Source organism: Pseudoxanthomonas sp. z9 (assembly GCF_006542425.1).
Classification (GTDB): Bacteria; Pseudomonadota; Gammaproteobacteria; order Xanthomonadales; family Xanthomonadaceae; genus Pseudoxanthomonas_A.
Genome location: NZ_VFID01000002.1, coordinates 186,708 through 202,667 on the forward strand (window position 1 = coordinate 186,708; position 15,960 = coordinate 202,667).

Sequence of the window (15,960 nt, forward strand, 5' to 3'; positions counted from 1 at the left end):
GGAGGCTTATCCGGTGATGGCGGGCAGGTGCAGGTGATGTTCGCGGGCACAGGCGAGGGCGTCCTCGTAGCCGGCGTCGGCGTGGCGCATCACGCCCATCGCCGGATCGTTGAACAGGACGCGCGACAGGCGCTGGTCGGCGGCCTCGCTGCCGTCGCAGACGATGACCACGCCCGAATGCTGGGAGAAGCCCATGCCGACGCCGCCGCCGTGGTGCAGGCTGACCCAGGTGGCGCCGCCGGACGTCGCCAGCATGGCGTTGAGCAGCGGCCAGTCCGAGACCGCGTCGGAGCCGTCGCGCATGCCTTCGGTCTCACGGTTGGGGCTGGCGACCGAACCGCAGTCGAGGTGATCGCGGCCGATCACGATCGGCGCCTTGAGTTCGCCGTTGCGGACCATTTCGTTGAACGCCAGCGCGGCGCGATGGCGCTCGCCCAGGCCCAGCCAGCAGATGCGCGCGGGCAGGCCCTGGAAGGCGATGCGCTCGCGCGCCTGGTCCAGCCAGCGGTGCAGATGGGCGTTGTCGGGGAACAGTTCCTTGATCTTGGCGTCGGTCTTGTAGATGTCCTCCGGATCGCCGCTCAGCGTGACCCAGCGGAACGGGCCCATACCACGGCAGAACAGTGGGCGGATGCAGGCCGGGACGAAGCCGGGGAAATCGAAGGCGTTGGCGACGCCGCGATCCTTGGCGACCTGGCGGATGTTGTTGCCGTAGTCGATCGTCGGCACGCCCATGTGGTGGAAATCGAGCATCGCCTTGACGTGGACGGCGCAGGACCCGGCGGCGGCATCGGTCAGCGCGGCGCGCTCGGCGTCGCCACCGTTGCGCGCGGCGACCCATTGCTCGACGGTCCAGCCAGCCGGCAGGTAGCCGTTGATCAGATCATGCGCGGAGGTCTGGTCGGTGACCGCGTCCGGCCTGGCCACGCCCTGGCGCGCCAACTCGACGAACTTCGGCAACAGCTCGGCCGCGTTGCCGAGCAGGCCGACCGAGACCGGGCGATCGGTGGTGCGGATGATCTCCAGCGCCTCCTCGATGCTCCGGGCCTTGAAGTCCACGTAGCGGGTGCGCATGCGGAAGTCGATGCGCGATTCCTGGCATTCGATGACGATGCTGCTGGCGCCGGCCAGCGTCGCCGCCAGCGCCTGCGCGCCACCCATGCCGCCGAGGCCGGCGGTGAGGATCCACTTGCCGGACCAGTCGCCGCCGTAGTGCTGGCGGCCGAGTTCGACGAAGGTTTCGTAGGTGCCCTGGACGATGCCCTGGCTGCCGATGTAGATCCAGCTGCCGGCGGTCATCTGGCCGTACATCATCAGGCCCTTCTTATCGAGCTCGTTGAAGTGGTCCCAGGTGGCCCAGTGCGGGACCAGATTGGAATTGGCGAGCAGCACGCGCGGCGCGTCGGCGTGGGTGCGAAACACGCCGACCGGCTTGCCGGACTGGATCAGCAGGGTCTCGTCGTCGCCCAGCGTGCGCAGGGTTTCCAGGATCTTGTCGAAGCAGGCCCAGTTGCGCGCGGCGCGACCGATGCCGCCGTACACGACCAGTTCGTCGGGGCGCTCGGCCACTTCCGGATCCAGGTTGTTCTGCAGCATGCGGTAGGCCGCTTCGGTCAGCCAGCTGCGGCAATGCAGGTCGGTGCCGCGCGGCGAGCGGACGGGACGGGCACCGGCGGTGCGCGAGGGATCGGTGGCGGTCATGGTTATCCTCCGGGAGTGATGGTGGCGCCGACCTGGAAGGTGCCGACGAACCGATAGCGGGAAGCGGGGTAGGTGAGGCGGACCCAGGTGACGACCTGGCCGCGCGACCAGGTGCGGCGGGTCAGCACCAGCACAGGATCGCCCTCGGCGATCTCCAGTTGCGCGGCCAGCCGTTTGTTGGCGGTCTCGGCCTCGATGACGTGTTCGGTGCGCTCCAGCGGCGCCACGCGCATCAGGTACTGGTGCGGAATCTCGGTCTGGAAATCGATGCCCAGGTAGTCCGGCGCGCTGGCCGGATTGACGAAGCGGTCCTCCAGCTGCAGCGGTTTGCCGTTGGCCTTGTGCAGCAGGCGGGTGTGGAACAGTTCGGCGCCGGATTCCAGGCCGAACTGGCTGGTGACGGTGGGACGCGCGACGACGGCCTCGCCGATCAGCACCTGCACGCTGTGGACCTGCCCGCGTGCGACGATTTCCTCGCGGATGCTGCGCACTTCGAACATGGCGGATTCGGCCTTCGGGCCGGCGACGAAGGTGCCGACGCCCTGCACGCGGGTGAGCACCCCGGAGTCGCTGAGTTCGCGCAGCGCGCGGTTGACGGTCATTCGCGAGACGCCGAACTTGACCACCAGATCGTTCTCGCTGGGCACCCGGCTCAATGGCGGCCAATCGCCATTGGTGATGTGGCGAAGGATGTACTGCTTCAGCTTGAGGTAGTGCGGCTTGGGCGTCTCCATGCAAAAAGCATGTCATGTCTATACAACTGCCGCCAGTCATTTCGATGCCGCAGCGCACAAACGGTTGACACCCGTTTTCGATAAGTGTTAAGTCTCTCGTATAGACAACCTGGTGGCCGTTTTTTTCGATGTCGATTCGCCTGCTCCTGCGACTGGTCCTGATCACCGTCCTCTGCCTGGATGGCGCGGCCAGTGCGTGGGCGGCGACCCGGATGGCGGTTGATGATCTGGCCGCGCTCGGCGATGGTGAAAGCGGGCAGGGCGGCCATCGCCAGCATGATGAACAGGCAAAACCCGATCGCGGCGCGCCCGCCTGCACCGCCGACGCGGGCTGGTTGACCGGCGATCCGACGAACGGCGATCACCACGATGATTGCGATTGCGGCAGCGCGACCAGTTGCGCCTGCAGTTGCGTGCTCACCTTCTATCCGGGACGCACGGCGCCGTTGTTCGCCGCCCAGCATGTCCTCGATGCGCCTTATCTGAATCCGCCGCTGTTGCCGGCCGTGCGCAGCGGCGTCTCGCGCGTGTTCCGACCTCCGATCGGCTGAGCTTGTCATGGCCGCGAGTGCGGCCGTTCGTCCTGCCGGGCATTTCCCGCGGGACACCATCCGAACAGACAAGACACCCGACACGGGGAGAGAGCCCATGTTTTTCAAACCCAATCCGCTGGCCGCGGCCGTCGGCGCACTGCTGTGCGCAGGCTTCGTCCACACCCTGCACGCGCAGGACACCGCCACCGCCGACAATGCATCCGCCCCGCAGGAACAGGCGACCACGCTGGACACCGTCCAGGTCACCGGCAGCCACATCAAGCGCTTGCAGATATCCGGCGTCGGTCCGGTGACCGTCGTCGACGCCGAAACCATCGAACGTTCCGGCGCCACGTCGGTGGAAACCCTGCTGCAGCGCCTGCCGGCCTCCGCCGGTTTCGCCGGCAGCCAGACCAATGCCTACTGGGCCGAGAACGGCTACGGCACCACCCAGGTCAACCTGCGTGGCCTGGGCATCAACCGCACCCTGGTGCTGCTCAATGGCCGTCGCGTGGTCAATGGCGGTACCGGCGCCAATAGCTCGGTCGACCTGAACATGATCCCGGTGGCGCTGATCGAGCGCATCGAAGTGCTGAAGGACGGTGCGTCGGCCATCTACGGCGCGGACGCCGTGGCCGGCGTGGTCAACATCATCACCAAGAAGAACTTCGAAGGCGCCGAACTGGCGATGCGCTATGGCCAGACCTTCGAGAGCGACGGCGAAGATGGATCCTTCGATCTGGTCTGGGGCACCACCAGCGATCGCGGCTCGCTGATGGCCGGACTGAGCTATTCGGAAAGCGGCAGCGTCAACATGGCCACGCGCGCGCCTTGCGGGCTGGCGGTGGACGAGGACACCGGCGGCCTGGTCTGCTCGGGAAGTTCAACCACCGTCGGCGGCCGCGCCTTGCTGGCCGACGGCAGCCGGGTCAACTTCAACCAGGATCCGAACGGCGACGGCGACTTCTACGAGCCGTATTCGGCGGCCAAGCACAACTACAACGGCAACCCGACCCTCAACGCGGTCAACCCGATCAAGCGCCTGAGCTTCAGCCTGTTCGGCGACACCCAGCTCAGTGATACCACGCGCCTGTTCACCGAACTGATGTACACCAACCGCCAGTCGCACCAGCTCGCGACGCCGGGCGGCCTGGGCGTATACCGGCCGATCAACATCGCCGCCGATCACCCGACCAATCCGACCGGGCAGGACCTGCTGTTGCAGCGCCGCCGCCTTGAGGAGGCCGGCACCCGCCGGTTCTTCCAGGACACCAACACCTTCCGCGCCGTGGTCGGCCTGGAAGGCCAGTGGGGCATGAACTGGGACTGGTCGGCCGCGTTGAACTGGGGCCGCAACACCGGCCTGGACGGCTCCACCAAGGTGGCCAACCTGGACCGCGTGGACCAGACCCTCGACACCGCGATCTGCAGCAATGCGCCGGGCGCGGCGATCCCCTGCGCCGACTACCTGGGCTACGGCGACGTCACCCAGGAAGTGCTGGACTACATCCTGTTCACCACCCGCGACCATGGCGGCAACGAACAGAAGAGCTTCACCGCCAACATCAGCGGCCAGCTGTTCGAGATGCCGGCAGGCTGGGTGGGCTTTGCCTCCGGCATCGAGGTCCGCAAGGAACGCGGCTGGCGCGATCCGGATCCGCTGACCGTGATGGGCATCGCCAACACCAACCAGCAGGATCCGATTGCCGGCGAGTACACCGCCAAGGAAGCCTTCGTCGAGTTCGCCGTGCCGCTGTTGATGGACAGCGCCATCGCCGATTCGCTGATCCTCAACGCCGCCGTCCGCTATTCGGACTACGACCTGTTCGGCGAGGACATCAACTACAAGGTCGGCCTGGACTGGCAGGTGATGCCGTCGCTCAAGATCCGCGCCAACTACGCCACCGCCTTCCGCATCCCGAACATCCCCGAGCTGTTCGGCGGCGTCGCCGAGGGCAATCTGACCACGACCGATCCCTGCAGCGGCTGGAGCACAAGCACCACCATCGATCCGACCGTGCGCCAGAACTGCCAGGCCTACGGCGTGCCGGCTGGCTACGTGCAGCCGGGCAACACCATCCTGACCACCTCCGGCGGCAATCCGGATCTGGAACCGGAGGACGCCAAGTCGCTGACGGTGGGCGCGGTGTGGACGCCGGGCTTCCTGCCGGGCCTGACCCTGACCGTGGACTACTTCAACATCCGCATCGACAACGCGATCCAGCGCATCGACGGGTCGACCAAGCTGTCCATCTGCTACAACACCCCCGGCCTGGCGCATCCGTTCTGCGGCAGCGAGAACTTCACCCGCAACCCGGTCACCGGCGAAGTGGACTTCCTGTCCTCGCAGCCAGTCAACGCGGCCAACGAGCGAATCTCCGGCATCGATCTGGGCGGCCTGTACGAGTTCGAGGCGATGGGTTTCGACTCGACCTTCAGCATGGATGTGTCCTACCTGGATCGCTATGACGTGCGGCCGTTCCCGGGCGCGGACCTGATCGAATATGCCGGCAAGATCACCGGCGGACGCGGCAGCTACGCGCACTGGCGGGCCTTCACCTCGCTGACGGCCAAGCGCGATGCCTGGTCCGGTTCCTACAGCGTGCAGTACATCGGCAAGACCGACGACATCACCGCCACGAAGGGGTTCACTGGCGATCACGCGCCGAGCCTGACCTATCACAACGTGCAGGTGAAGTTCGCACCGGTGGGGCAGTCGTTCGATGTCTCGTTCGGCATCGACAACCTGTGGGACAAGCAGGCGCCGTTCATCCAGAGCTACACGGACGGCAACACCGACACGATGACCTACGACCTGCTGGGCCGGCGCTGGTACGCGCGTTTCGGCTACCGCTGGTGAACCGTGACCCGTCCGCCGGCCAGCCGGCGGACGGGGCGATCGCGGCGACGCCGCAACCAACAGGAACATTCGAATGAAACCCGCTTTCTGGGCGCGCCGCGCCCATAAATGGATCGGGCTGATCGTCGGAATACAGGCGCTGCTGTGGATGATCAGCGGCGTCTACATGACCGTCGTGCCGCTCGACATCATCCATGGCGATCACCTGGCGCACAGCCACACGGATCCGCTGGTCGCCGCCGCGCCGCGCGTGGCGCAGGCGGATCTGGCCACGCGCTACCCCGATATCACCGCACTGAAGATCAAGCGCCTGCTGGACCGTGAGGTCTACGAAATCCGCCAGGGCGATCGCGCCTCCCTGGTCGATGCCGGCACCGGCGAGCGCATCACTCCGCTGGAACGCACGACCGTGGTCGCGCTGGCCAAGGCGGTCTACCAGGGCGAGGCGGACGTGACCGGCGCCGAATGGATCACCCGCGCCCCCCGTGAAGTGCAGACCCGGCCGGTGCCGATGTGGGCGGTGCGGTTCGACGACCGTGGCCAGACCACGCTGTATTTCTCGCCCGACACCGGTGAATTGCTGGCGCGCCGGCACAGCCTGTGGCGCTGGTTCGATTTCCTGTGGATGTTCCACATCATGGATTACGAAAAGCGCACGGACGTCAACAACACCCTGCTGCGGGTGGCCGCGGCGAGTGGCTTGCTGTTCGCGCTGAGCGGCGCCTGGTTGCTGTTCTACAGCTTCACCCGGAGGCGCAGCGCATGACGCCCTGGCTGAGGAAACTACACAAGTGGGTCGGGCTGATCATCGCCGTGCAGTTCGTGCTGTGGATGGCCAGCGGCCTGATGATGGCCTGGCTGGAGCACGACAAGGTGCAGGGCCACGAATTCCGCGCGCATGCGGCGGAACCGCGGGCCTGGCCGGCGGACGCGCGACCGGCCTCCGCGGCGCTGGCGGCGGTCGGCGGGGATGCGTTCACGGTCGCTTCGGGCTGGCTGCTCGAACGTCCCGTCTACCAGGTGTTCGACGGCACCCGCACGCATCTGGTCGATGCGCGGACGGGAACACGCCTGGCCATCGACGCGGCGCTGGCGGGACAACTGGCGCGAGCGTCCTACACCGGACCCGGGCAGGCGGCTCCGGCACGCCTGCTGGAACGCACGCTGGAAGTGCGCGATCACCCGGGCCGGTTGTGGCGGGTGGATTTCGACGACACCGAGGAAACGACGGTCTATCTGGCCGCGGACACCGGCCAGGTGCTGCAGCACCGCAACCGCACCTGGCGGCTGTTCGACGTGTTCTGGATGCTGCACATCATGGATTACAGCGGACGGGTGGACTTCAACAATCCGCTGGTGGTGTCGGCGGGCATCGGCGGGCTGTGGATGGCGCTGACCGGCGTCTGGCTGCTGTTCGCGAGCTTCCGACTGAGCGAATTCGTGCCGCGCCGGTGGCGTGGCGGGCATGAGCTGGCCGTGCACGATCCCGATGGCACCTGCCTGCGCACCGTGGCCGCCGCCGATGGCGACAACGTCTACCTGGCGCTGGCGCGCAACGGCCTGCAATTGCCTTCGAACTGCGGTGGCGGGCAGAGCTGTGGTCTGTGCGAGGTGCGCTTCCGCGGCGCGCCACCACCGGCGACCGCGGCCGACCGCGCGCACCTGCCCGAATCACGCCTGAAACTCGGCTATCGGCTGGCCTGCAACCTGCACGTCGACAAGGACACCCATGTCGAAGTGTCGGGTGGCAGCCGCCTGTGGACCGAACACGAGGCGGTGGTCGAACGGGTGGAAGCGGTGACGCCGTTCCTGCGCGAGATCGTGCTGAAGACGGACACCGCGCTGGGCGAGGAATACCAGCCCGGCGCCTACCTCCAGGTCCACGTGCCGGATTACCGCCTGCGTCCACACGATCTGGCGCATCCGGAACATCATCGCGACGACTGGCGAGCGCTGGAACTGCCAGCCGATCTGGTCAACAAGGAAGCGGTGCGGCGTTCCTATTCGCTGTCGCTGCCGGTGGCGAACACGGAGGGACGGCTGAGCCTGTTGGCGCGCTTCAATCCGGGCGCGCAAGGCAAGAAGCGGATGCCGACCGGCAAGGGCTCGACCTACCTGTATTCGCTGAAGGCCGGCGACAAGGTGCGCTTCAGTGGACCGTTCGGCGATTTCGCGATCAAGCCGGGTCATCGGGAGAAGGTGTTCATCGGCGGCGGCGCGGGCATGGCCCCGCTGCGGGCGATGATCCATGCCTGCCTCGACGGCGGGGCAGGCGAGCGCATGCACTTCTGGTACGGCGCACGCAGCCTGCGCGACGCGCCCTACATCGAGGAAATGGCGGCGCTGGCGCAACGGCACGCCAACTTCAGCTGGCACCTGGTGCTGTCGGACGAGGCCGAGTGCGGTGACGGGCTGCTGCGGGGCTTGGTGCACGAGGTGGCCGAGCACACCCTGCTGCGCGACCATCCGGATCTGCATGCCTGCGATTTCTATCTGTGTGGCCCGCCGGCCATGCTGATGGCGACGCGGCAACTGCTGAAGCGGCTGGGCGTGGACGAGGCGCGGATCGCCTACGACGACTTCAAGATCTGACGGAAACACCCCATTGCCCCGGCGGAAGTCTCTCCCGCCGGGGCTTTTCTTCTTTCAGGGATGGCGCGAGAAAGTCTCGGTCGCGCCATTGTCGTCAACCAACGCCACTTCGTAAGGCTGGGTGCGGCCATCCGGCATTTCCATGCCGGGAGAACCGAGCGGCATGCCGGGCACGGCGATGCCGCGAGCCTTCGGCTTTTCGGCGAGCAGGCGCTTGATGTCCTCGGCCGGAACATGGCCTTCGACGAAATAGCCATCCACCTCGGCGGTATGGCAGGACATCATCGGCTCGGGCACACCGAGGCGATCCTTCACCGTCATCATGTCCTCGGTATCGTGCACCTCGACCGGGAAACCGGCGGCGCGGACATGATCGACCCAGACGCCGCAGCAACCGCAGCTGGGACTCTTGTGCACGCGGATCAGCGGCAGGTGGGCGGGCGTGGCGGCAGAGGAGGTTGCGGCAGTCGTGGCGGTCGCGGAAGCGGCCGCGGTTTCCACAGCGGCCTGGGCGGGCGAGGGGACGGCGGCGAGCGCGACGCGGTCACTGGCCGAGGCCGCGCCGGGCGCGGCGCCACAGGCCACCAGCAGCATGCTGGTGCCGGCCAGGACCGCGCCGGCGGTGAGGTGTTTCAGCAGGGAGTTCATGGTGGTTTCTTCTCCGGAAAGCCGGCGGAATCCCTCCGGATTCCGCCGGACGGGTTACAGCATCGCCATCGCGCTGGCGAATTCCTTGCGGTCCAGCTTGCCGTCGCCGTTCTTGTCACCCATTCCGAAGTGCGGCAACAGCGGGTGGCGCTCGGGCAGTTCGGCCTTGCTGACGAAGCCGTCGCGGTTCTTGTCGAGGCTTTCGAACGATGCGTTGCCGTTGCCGGCGGCGTTGGTTTTCTTCGCCGGGGCCGGCGTGCCATGACCGGTATGGCTGCCGTGGCCGGCGTGATCCTGGGCGAACGCGGGGGCGGCCAGCAGGGCGAGCGCCATCAGGGCGGATGCGGAAATATTTTTCTTCATCGGATCATTCTCCAATCGAATCGGGATGAGGCGACGGCGCGCAACGCCGCCGCCGGGTTGTCAGAACCAGAAGCGGACGCCGGCCACGAAGCGGGTATCGCGGGTGTCACCACCTTCGCCGCGCCGGTAGTCGGCGGTGCCGCCGAACAGCCGCTCGTGCACCACGCCCACGTAGGGCGCGAAGCGCCGGTTGATTTCGTAGCGCAGGCGCAGGCCGGCTTCGACCTTGTTGAGGCCGGTGCCTTCGCCGTACTCGGGCACGTCCCTGGACGAGAAGCTCGCTTCGACCAGCGGTTGCAGGATCAGGCGGTTGGTCAGCAGCAGTTCGTATTCGGCTTCCACCGTGGCTATGACCTGCCCGGATTCACCCACGTAAGCGGTGGCGGACATCTCGAACTTGTACGGCGCCAGCCCTTGCACGCCGAAGGCGGCCCAGGTGCGCGAATCGGCCGGACGGAAATCCTGCTTCACGCCCACCACCACATCCCACCAGGGCGAGACGCTGCGGCCATACAGCACCTCCAGTTCGGAGGATTCGGTGCGCGAGCCTTCGCGCTCGCCCTCGCTGCGCAACCACAACCGGTTGAGATCGGTGCCGAACCAGGCGCTGCCTTCCCAGGCCTGCCCGGTGCCGTGGTCCGCATCCCAGCCTTCCAGGCGGTTGATCATCACCAGCGAATTGAACGCCGGCGCATGTTCCATCGCATGCGGCTTGAGGGAGGGGAAAGCGGCGGCGCGATCGGCGTCGGTGACGGCCGGAATGGGTTCGCGCGGATCGGTGGGAGCCTTGGCCGCCGTTCCGTGGTCCATCTGAGAGTGGTCCATCTTGGAATGGTCCATCTGCGTTGGAGCACTCTGCGAATGGTCCATCTGCGAATGGTCCATCTTCGAATGATCCATCTGCGAGTGATCCGTCTTCGAATCATCCGCCTTCGGGGTTTCCTCGACGGGGACCGGCGGTTTCTGCTGTGCAGGCGCAGGGGGCGCATGCGCGGCATGGTCGTGCTGTTGTGCCTGGACCTGGGCGGAGAGGGTCAGGCCCAGTGCGGCGGCCAGCAGGCCGAGCGGGAGATGAGTGCGCATGTTCATTCCTCCACCCGCACTTCCCGCATCATGCCGGCTTCCATGTGGTACAGCAGGTGGCAGTGGAACGCCCAGCGGCCAAGCGCGTCGGCGCGCACGCGATAGGTACGGCGCGTGCCCGGCGGCATGTCGATGGTGTGCTTGCGCAGGTGGAAGTTGCCCTGGTCATCCTCCAGATCGCTCCACAGGCCATGCAGGTGGATCGGGTGCTGCATCATCGTGTCGTTGACCAGCACGATGCGCATGCGCTCGCCGTAGTTCAGGCGCAGCGGCTCGGCGCCGGCGAAGGGGATGCCGTTGAACGACCAGGCGAACTTCTCCATATGTCCGGTGAGATGCAGTTCGACCTCGCGGCCCGGATCGCGGCCGTCGGGATCGTCGAACAGGCTCTTCATGTCGCCATAGGTCAACACCTTGCGGCCGTTGTCGCGCAGGCCGATGCCGGGATCGTCCAGCTTGGGCGAAGTGGCCGCCGTCTGCATGTCGATCAGCGGATTGCCGGCTTCGCTCGGCGCATGCACGGGTGCCTTGCCGCCGCCATGCGCACCGTGGCCCATGCTGGCGCCGCAGCGGCCCTCCATGCCCTTCTGGCCGGACATGTTCGCGCCGCAACCGCCTTCCATGCCCTTGTGGCCGCCCATGTCGTGGCCGCCGCCGCCCATGTCATGACCCATGTCCGACATGGTCAGCAGCGGGCGCGGATCACGCGCTGGCACCGGCGCTTCCAGACCCTGGCGCACCGCCAGCGTGCCGCGCGCGTAGCCGGTGCGGCCCATGTCCTGGGCGAAGATGGTGAAGGCGTCCTGGCCGCCGGGTTCGACCAGCACGTCGAAGGTCTCGGCCACCGCGATGCGGAACTCGTCGACGGTGACCGGATGGATGTACAGGCCATCGGCGGCGACCACCGTCATCTTCAGGCCGGGGATGCGCACGTCGAAGTAGGTCATCGCCGAGCCGTTGATGAAACGCAGCAGCACCTTTTCGCCGGAGCGGAACAGCCCGGTCCAGTTGCCGGCGGGCGCGTTGCCGTTCATCAGGTAGGTGTAGGTGTGCGCGTTGATGTCGGAGATGTCCGAGGGCGTCATCCGCATGCGTCCCCACATGCCGCGATCGGACAGCGTCGCCGCCCAGCCGTCGCGGCGGACGTCGCGGGCGAAATCGCCGACCGTGCGCTGGTAGGTGTTGTCGTGCATCGGCATCTTCTTCATCCGCCGGAACAGCGCGGCCGGATCCAGATCGGTCCAGTCGGACAGCAGCACGACGTGTTCGCGATCGAAGCGATAGGGCGGTGGCTCGGCCGGGTCGATGACCAGCGCGCCATACAGGCCGGCCTGTTCCTGGAACATCGAATGGCTGTGGTACCAGTAGGTGCCGGACTGCTTGAGCTGGAACCGGTACTGGTAGGTTTCGCCGGGCGCGATGCCGTCGAAACTCAGGCCGGGCACGCCGTCCATGTTGGCCGGCAGCAGGATGCCGTGCCAGTGGATCGAACTGTGCGCGTCGGCCAGGCGGTTGGCGACCCGCAGGGTGACGGTGTCGCCTTCGCGCCAGCGCAGGATCGGCGCCGGCAGGCTGCCGTTGACGGTGATCGCGGGGCGGGTACGGCCGGTGAAGTTGACCGGCGAGGTGCCGATGGCGAGATCGAAATCGGTGCCGGTCAGCACCGGCGCCTGGTACATCGAATGGGCGGTGTTCGCCCATGCGGGCAGGCGCGCGAGGCCAAAACCGGCGGCAACGCCGCCCACGGCCAGGCCGGTGACGAAGCGGCGCCGGGAAAGCTGGAATCCGGAACCGGATCCCGCGCCGAAAGAATCGGAAGACATGAAAACTCCTGACGATATTCTGGGGCAGCCCGGGGTCGGAACTGCGGGAAAACGCGCGGGACGACGGCAATGTCGCGGCGGCGCGGAATATCCACGGCCCTGCGGCCGGATTCAGGTGATGGGAGGTCGCTGCGGGGAAGGAAGCGGCGGGGCGGGATGCCCGGCGGGGACCGGCCCGATGGGGTCGGCGTTGGCGCGCGGCCCGTGGCCGGCCCACGCGGCGGGCATCGTGACGGGGGCTTGCTGGGCGCAGAAACCGTCGCAGTGACCGGTGGAACAGCAATCGGGCTGGCCGTGATCGTGGACCGGCACCGGTTCGGGAGCGACCCGGGCGCCGTCCGCATCGTGGCAGGGAGCGGACGGCGCCGGTTCGGCCTTGGCCGGCATGCCGCAATCGTCCATGGCATGTCCGTGATGCGGCAGGCTGGCCTGGGCCAGGTGCATCTGCAGCGCGGCCACGGCGTTGCCCGTCCCCGAGACCAGCAGGGTGACGCTCAACAGGATCCGCAGCAGCAGCGAGGGAAGGGACATGACTGCAGGTACTTTAACCGCCTGACCGATGAATGTGCAGCGGAATGCCGTGTCGTACACGCCCGGATAAGCATTGGAGGCGGGTCCAGTCCGGCTGCGAACCGCCAGCGGATGCCTGTTAAAGTGAACAGGTGTGTTTCCGAGTGCCCATTGGAGTACGCCCCGGTATGGATCCGGCATCTTTCCAAACGCCTTGCGATGCCACAGAATCCAGGCGCTTGAATCGATCCAAACTAGGGCAAACGCGTGAATGCAGCAGCGGTACCGTACCCGGCCAATCCTGAAGTGCCGCAGATGACCCAAGCCACGCATGCCTCGCCCGGCCGGGAACTGATCGTCGCCGATGTCGGCGGGACCTTCGCGCGCCTGGCCAAGGTCGTGGTGGCGGCTGGACACGCGCCGCGCGTGCTCGCATACCAGAAGTACGCCTGCGCCGAGTATCCCGATCTGGCCGCCATCCTGCACAGGTTCGCCGTCGATGAGCGCGCCACGGCCGATGCAGCGGTGGTGGCGATCGCCGGGCTGCTGGATGGCGACACCCTGGTCAATTCCAACCTGCCGTGGCCGGTGTCGCTGGAGCGTACCCGGCAGGCCTCTGGATTGGCGACGTTGTCGCTGATCAACGATTTCGAGGCGGTCGCCTACGCGATTCCCTATCTGCACGCCGACGGCCTGTCGCCGCTGAGCGGCGAGCATCCGCATACCTTCCATTGGCCCGCGCTGGTGCTCGGCCCGGGCACCGGGCTCGGCGCCGCGCTGCGTTTCGAGGGCGGCACGCGGCCGGTGCTGGCCAGCGAGTTCGGCCATGCCGCGCTGGCGCCGGGCAACGCGCTGGAAATGGACGTGCTGGCCCTGCTGATGAAGCGCTGGCCACACGTGGACAACGAGCGCGTGCTGTCAGGCAACGGCCTGATGAACCTGTATCCGTGCCTGTGCGAGATTCGCGGCAAGGCGCCGCGCTGGCAGACACCCGAACAGCTGATCGCCGCCGCGCAGGCGGGCGAGGATCCGCTGGCGGTGGAAACCGTCGAGGTGTTCTGCGGCTGGCTGGGCAGCCTGACCGGCGATCTGGCGATTGCGTTCGGTGCCAAGGCGGTCTATCTGGCCGGTGGCATTTCCGGCCACATCGAACAGTTCCTGCGCAATGGAACATTCCGCGAGCGTTATCTCAACAAGGGCGTGCTCGGCCACGTGCTGCGGCACGTGCCGGTGTGGCGGGTCGATCACGGCCAACTCGGCGTGATGGGCGCGGCCGCGTGGTATGCCTCGCACCACCTGGATTGAATCGACACGGCGCCGCGCGCGCCCATCCCGAGGGAGGATCCGATGACTGATCGCAGGCAGTTCCTGCAGGCCGGCCTGTTGGCCGCCGGTGCCCTGTCGTTGCCCGCCATGCGCGCGGGCGCCGCGTCCGCGCCCGGCGCGCGGGTGGTGTCCACCTGGGATTTCGGCGTGCCCGCCAACCAGGCGGCCTGGCCGGTGCTGGCCCGTGGCGGCAGCGCGCTGGACGCGGTGGAAACCGGGGCGCGCTGGGCCGAGAGCGAGCTGTGCAATCCCACGGTCGGTCATTGCGGCAATCCGGATCGCGACGGCGTGCTGACCCTGGACGCCAGCATCATGGATGGCGACGGCCGCTGTGGTTCGGTGGCCGCGCTGGAGGACATCCTGCATCCGATCTCGGTGGCGCGTCGCGTCATGGAGAAAACCCCGCACGTGATGCTGGTGGGCGAGGGCGCGCAGCAGTTCGCGGTCGCCGAGGGCTTCGAGAAGAAACACCTGCTCACGCCGCAGGCCGAGAAGGCCTGGCGCGAGTGGCTGAAGACCGCCGAGTACAAGCCGGAGATCAACGCCGAGCGGCGCGGCCAGCCCGGCAACAAGGACAACCACGACACCATCGGCATGCTCGCGATCGATGCGCAGGGCCGGCTGGCCGGTGCCTGCACCACCAGCGGCATGGCCTGGAAGATGCACGGCCGGGTCGGCGACAGCCCGATCATCGGCGCCGGCCTCTACGTCGACAACGAGGTCGGCGCCGCCACCGCCTCCGGCGTGGGCGAGGAAATGATCCGCAATGCCGCCAGTTTCCTGGTGGTGGAACTGATGCGACAGGGCCGCTCGCCGATGGATGCCTGCCGCGAAGCCATCGACCGGGTGGTGCGCAAGCGTCCGGAAGCCAGCAGGAACCTGCAGGTGTGCTTCCTGGCGCTCAACAAGCATGGCGAGGTCGGTGCGTTCGCGTTGCATCGCGGTTTCGTCTACGCGGTGTGCGACGCCGACAAGCGCGACGATCTGCGCGAGTCCGGCTCGGTCTACACGACCACGCAGTCATGAACGGACAGCCCGCCGGTTGCCTGCTGGAAATCGCCGCCAACTCGCACCTGTCCGCGCTCGCGGCGCAGGCCGGCGGCGCGGATCGGATCGAACTGTGCGAGAACCTGGGCGAGGGCGGCACCACGCCTTCCTACGGCACCCTGGCGAGGACCCGGGATCGGTTGTCGATTCCGATCTTCGTGCTGATTCGACCACGGGCCGGCGACTTCCTGTATGGCCCGGAAGAAACCGAGGTGATGCTGCATGACATCGCGGCCTGCCGGCAGCTGGGCTGCGACGGTGTGGTGATCGGCGCGCTTGACGCGGGCGGCGACATCGATCTGCCGCTGTGCCGCGAATTGGTGGCGGCGGCATCGGGGATGGGGGTCACGTTCCATCGCGCCTTCGACGCGGTCCGCGATCCGGCCAGGGCGCTGGAAGCGATCGTGGCGCTGGGTTGCGATCGGGTGCTGACCTCGGGTGGCCAGGCCGACGCGGTGCTGGGTGCCGCGGCTATCGCGAGCCATGTGCGGCAGGCGGCCGGTCGCATCGCGATCCTGGCCGGGGCCGGGCTGACGCCGGGCAATGTCGCGGGACTGGTGCAGGCGACCGGCGTGAACGAGGTGCATGCCTCGGCCAAGGCACGGCGCGCCACGACAATGGCGTTCCACAATCCGGCGCTGGCCGGGCTCGACTACGACCGCCAGGAAACCGATCCGGCGATCGTCGCCGCATTCAGGCGGGCGCTCACCGCGCCCTGACCCACGGGCTCGCGTGCGCCG

The 15,960-nt window shown here is 67.4% G+C and carries 14 protein-coding genes; 7 read left to right on the forward strand and 7 right to left on the reverse strand.

What is annotated here, in order from left to right; all coding sequences use genetic code 11:
- Window positions 1-6: 6 nt before the first annotated feature.
- Complete coding sequence (gene hutU, locus FG323_RS01870; protein ID WP_141452734.1) at window positions 7-1,701, reverse strand: urocanate hydratase; 1,695 nt, start codon at window positions 1,699-1,701, stop codon at window positions 7-9.
- Between the two features lie 2 nt (window positions 1,702-1,703).
- Window positions 1,704-2,435 carry a histidine utilization repressor gene (gene hutC, locus FG323_RS01875; protein ID WP_141452735.1) on the reverse strand — a complete coding sequence of 244 codons (732 nt, stop codon included), beginning with the start codon at window positions 2,433-2,435 and terminating at the stop codon, window positions 1,704-1,706.
- A gap of 128 nt (window positions 2,436-2,563) precedes the next feature.
- Between hutC and FG323_RS01880 the strand changes: the two genes are divergently transcribed.
- From FG323_RS01880 to FG323_RS01895, 4 genes are all read left to right on the forward strand, one after another.
- Window positions 2,564-2,986: a CopL family metal-binding regulatory protein gene (locus tag FG323_RS01880; RefSeq protein WP_141452736.1), complete on the forward strand. Its 423-nt coding sequence runs from the start codon at window positions 2,564-2,566 to the stop codon at window positions 2,984-2,986.
- Window positions 2,987-3,083: 97 nt separating this feature from the next.
- Window positions 3,084-5,828, forward strand: a complete 2,745-nt coding sequence (locus FG323_RS01885; protein ID WP_141452737.1) for a TonB-dependent receptor — start codon at window positions 3,084-3,086, stop codon at window positions 5,826-5,828.
- Between the two features lie 73 nt (window positions 5,829-5,901).
- Window positions 5,902-6,594 (forward strand): PepSY domain-containing protein, encoded by a 693-nt coding sequence (locus tag FG323_RS01890; protein ID WP_141452738.1) that lies wholly within the window; start codon window positions 5,902-5,904, stop codon window positions 6,592-6,594.
- Complete coding sequence (locus FG323_RS01895) at window positions 6,591-8,420, forward strand: PepSY domain-containing protein (protein ID WP_141452739.1); 1,830 nt, start codon at window positions 6,591-6,593, stop codon at window positions 8,418-8,420. Before FG323_RS01890 ends, FG323_RS01895 begins: the two co-directional genes overlap by 4 nt.
- A 54-nt stretch (window positions 8,421-8,474) precedes the next feature.
- Here FG323_RS01895 and FG323_RS19590 read toward each other — a convergent pair whose 3' ends face one another.
- The 5 genes from FG323_RS19590 to FG323_RS19595 form a co-directional block, all read right to left on the reverse strand.
- A complete protein-coding gene (locus tag FG323_RS19590) occupies window positions 8,475-9,059 on the reverse strand; it encodes a DUF411 domain-containing protein (protein WP_255469985.1) in 585 nt (194 codons plus the stop codon).
- Window positions 9,060-9,122: 63 nt separating this feature from the next.
- Complete coding sequence (locus FG323_RS01905; RefSeq protein WP_141452874.1) at window positions 9,123-9,431, reverse strand: EF-hand domain-containing protein; 309 nt, start codon at window positions 9,429-9,431, stop codon at window positions 9,123-9,125.
- A gap of 60 nt (window positions 9,432-9,491) precedes the next feature.
- Entirely contained in the window at window positions 9,492-10,514 is a 1,023-nt protein-coding gene (locus tag FG323_RS01910) for a copper resistance protein B (protein ID WP_181444052.1), read from the reverse strand.
- Between the two features lie 2 nt (window positions 10,515-10,516).
- A complete protein-coding gene (locus FG323_RS01915; RefSeq protein WP_141452741.1) occupies window positions 10,517-12,337 on the reverse strand; it encodes a copper resistance system multicopper oxidase in 1,821 nt (606 codons plus the stop codon).
- Between the two features lie 111 nt (window positions 12,338-12,448).
- Window positions 12,449-12,868: a CopL family metal-binding regulatory protein gene (locus tag FG323_RS19595; protein ID WP_181444053.1), complete on the reverse strand. Its 420-nt coding sequence runs from the start codon at window positions 12,866-12,868 to the stop codon at window positions 12,449-12,451.
- Window positions 12,869-13,162: 294 nt separating this feature from the next.
- Here FG323_RS19595 and FG323_RS01925 point away from each other — a divergent pair, with 294 nt between their 5' ends.
- From FG323_RS01925 to FG323_RS01935, 3 genes are read left to right on the forward strand one after another with little or no spacing between them, the layout of a single operon-like run.
- A complete protein-coding gene (locus FG323_RS01925) occupies window positions 13,163-14,152 on the forward strand; it encodes a glucokinase (protein WP_141452743.1) in 990 nt (329 codons plus the stop codon).
- A 42-nt stretch (window positions 14,153-14,194) separates the two neighbouring features.
- Window positions 14,195-15,199 (forward strand): N(4)-(beta-N-acetylglucosaminyl)-L-asparaginase, encoded by a 1,005-nt coding sequence (locus tag FG323_RS01930; protein WP_141452744.1) that lies wholly within the window; start codon window positions 14,195-14,197, stop codon window positions 15,197-15,199.
- Window positions 15,196-15,939: a copper homeostasis protein CutC gene (locus tag FG323_RS01935; RefSeq protein WP_141452745.1), complete on the forward strand. Its 744-nt coding sequence runs from the start codon at window positions 15,196-15,198 to the stop codon at window positions 15,937-15,939. The genes FG323_RS01930 and FG323_RS01935 overlap by 4 nt, the downstream gene beginning before the upstream one ends.
- Window positions 15,940-15,960: the final 21 nt, after the last annotated feature.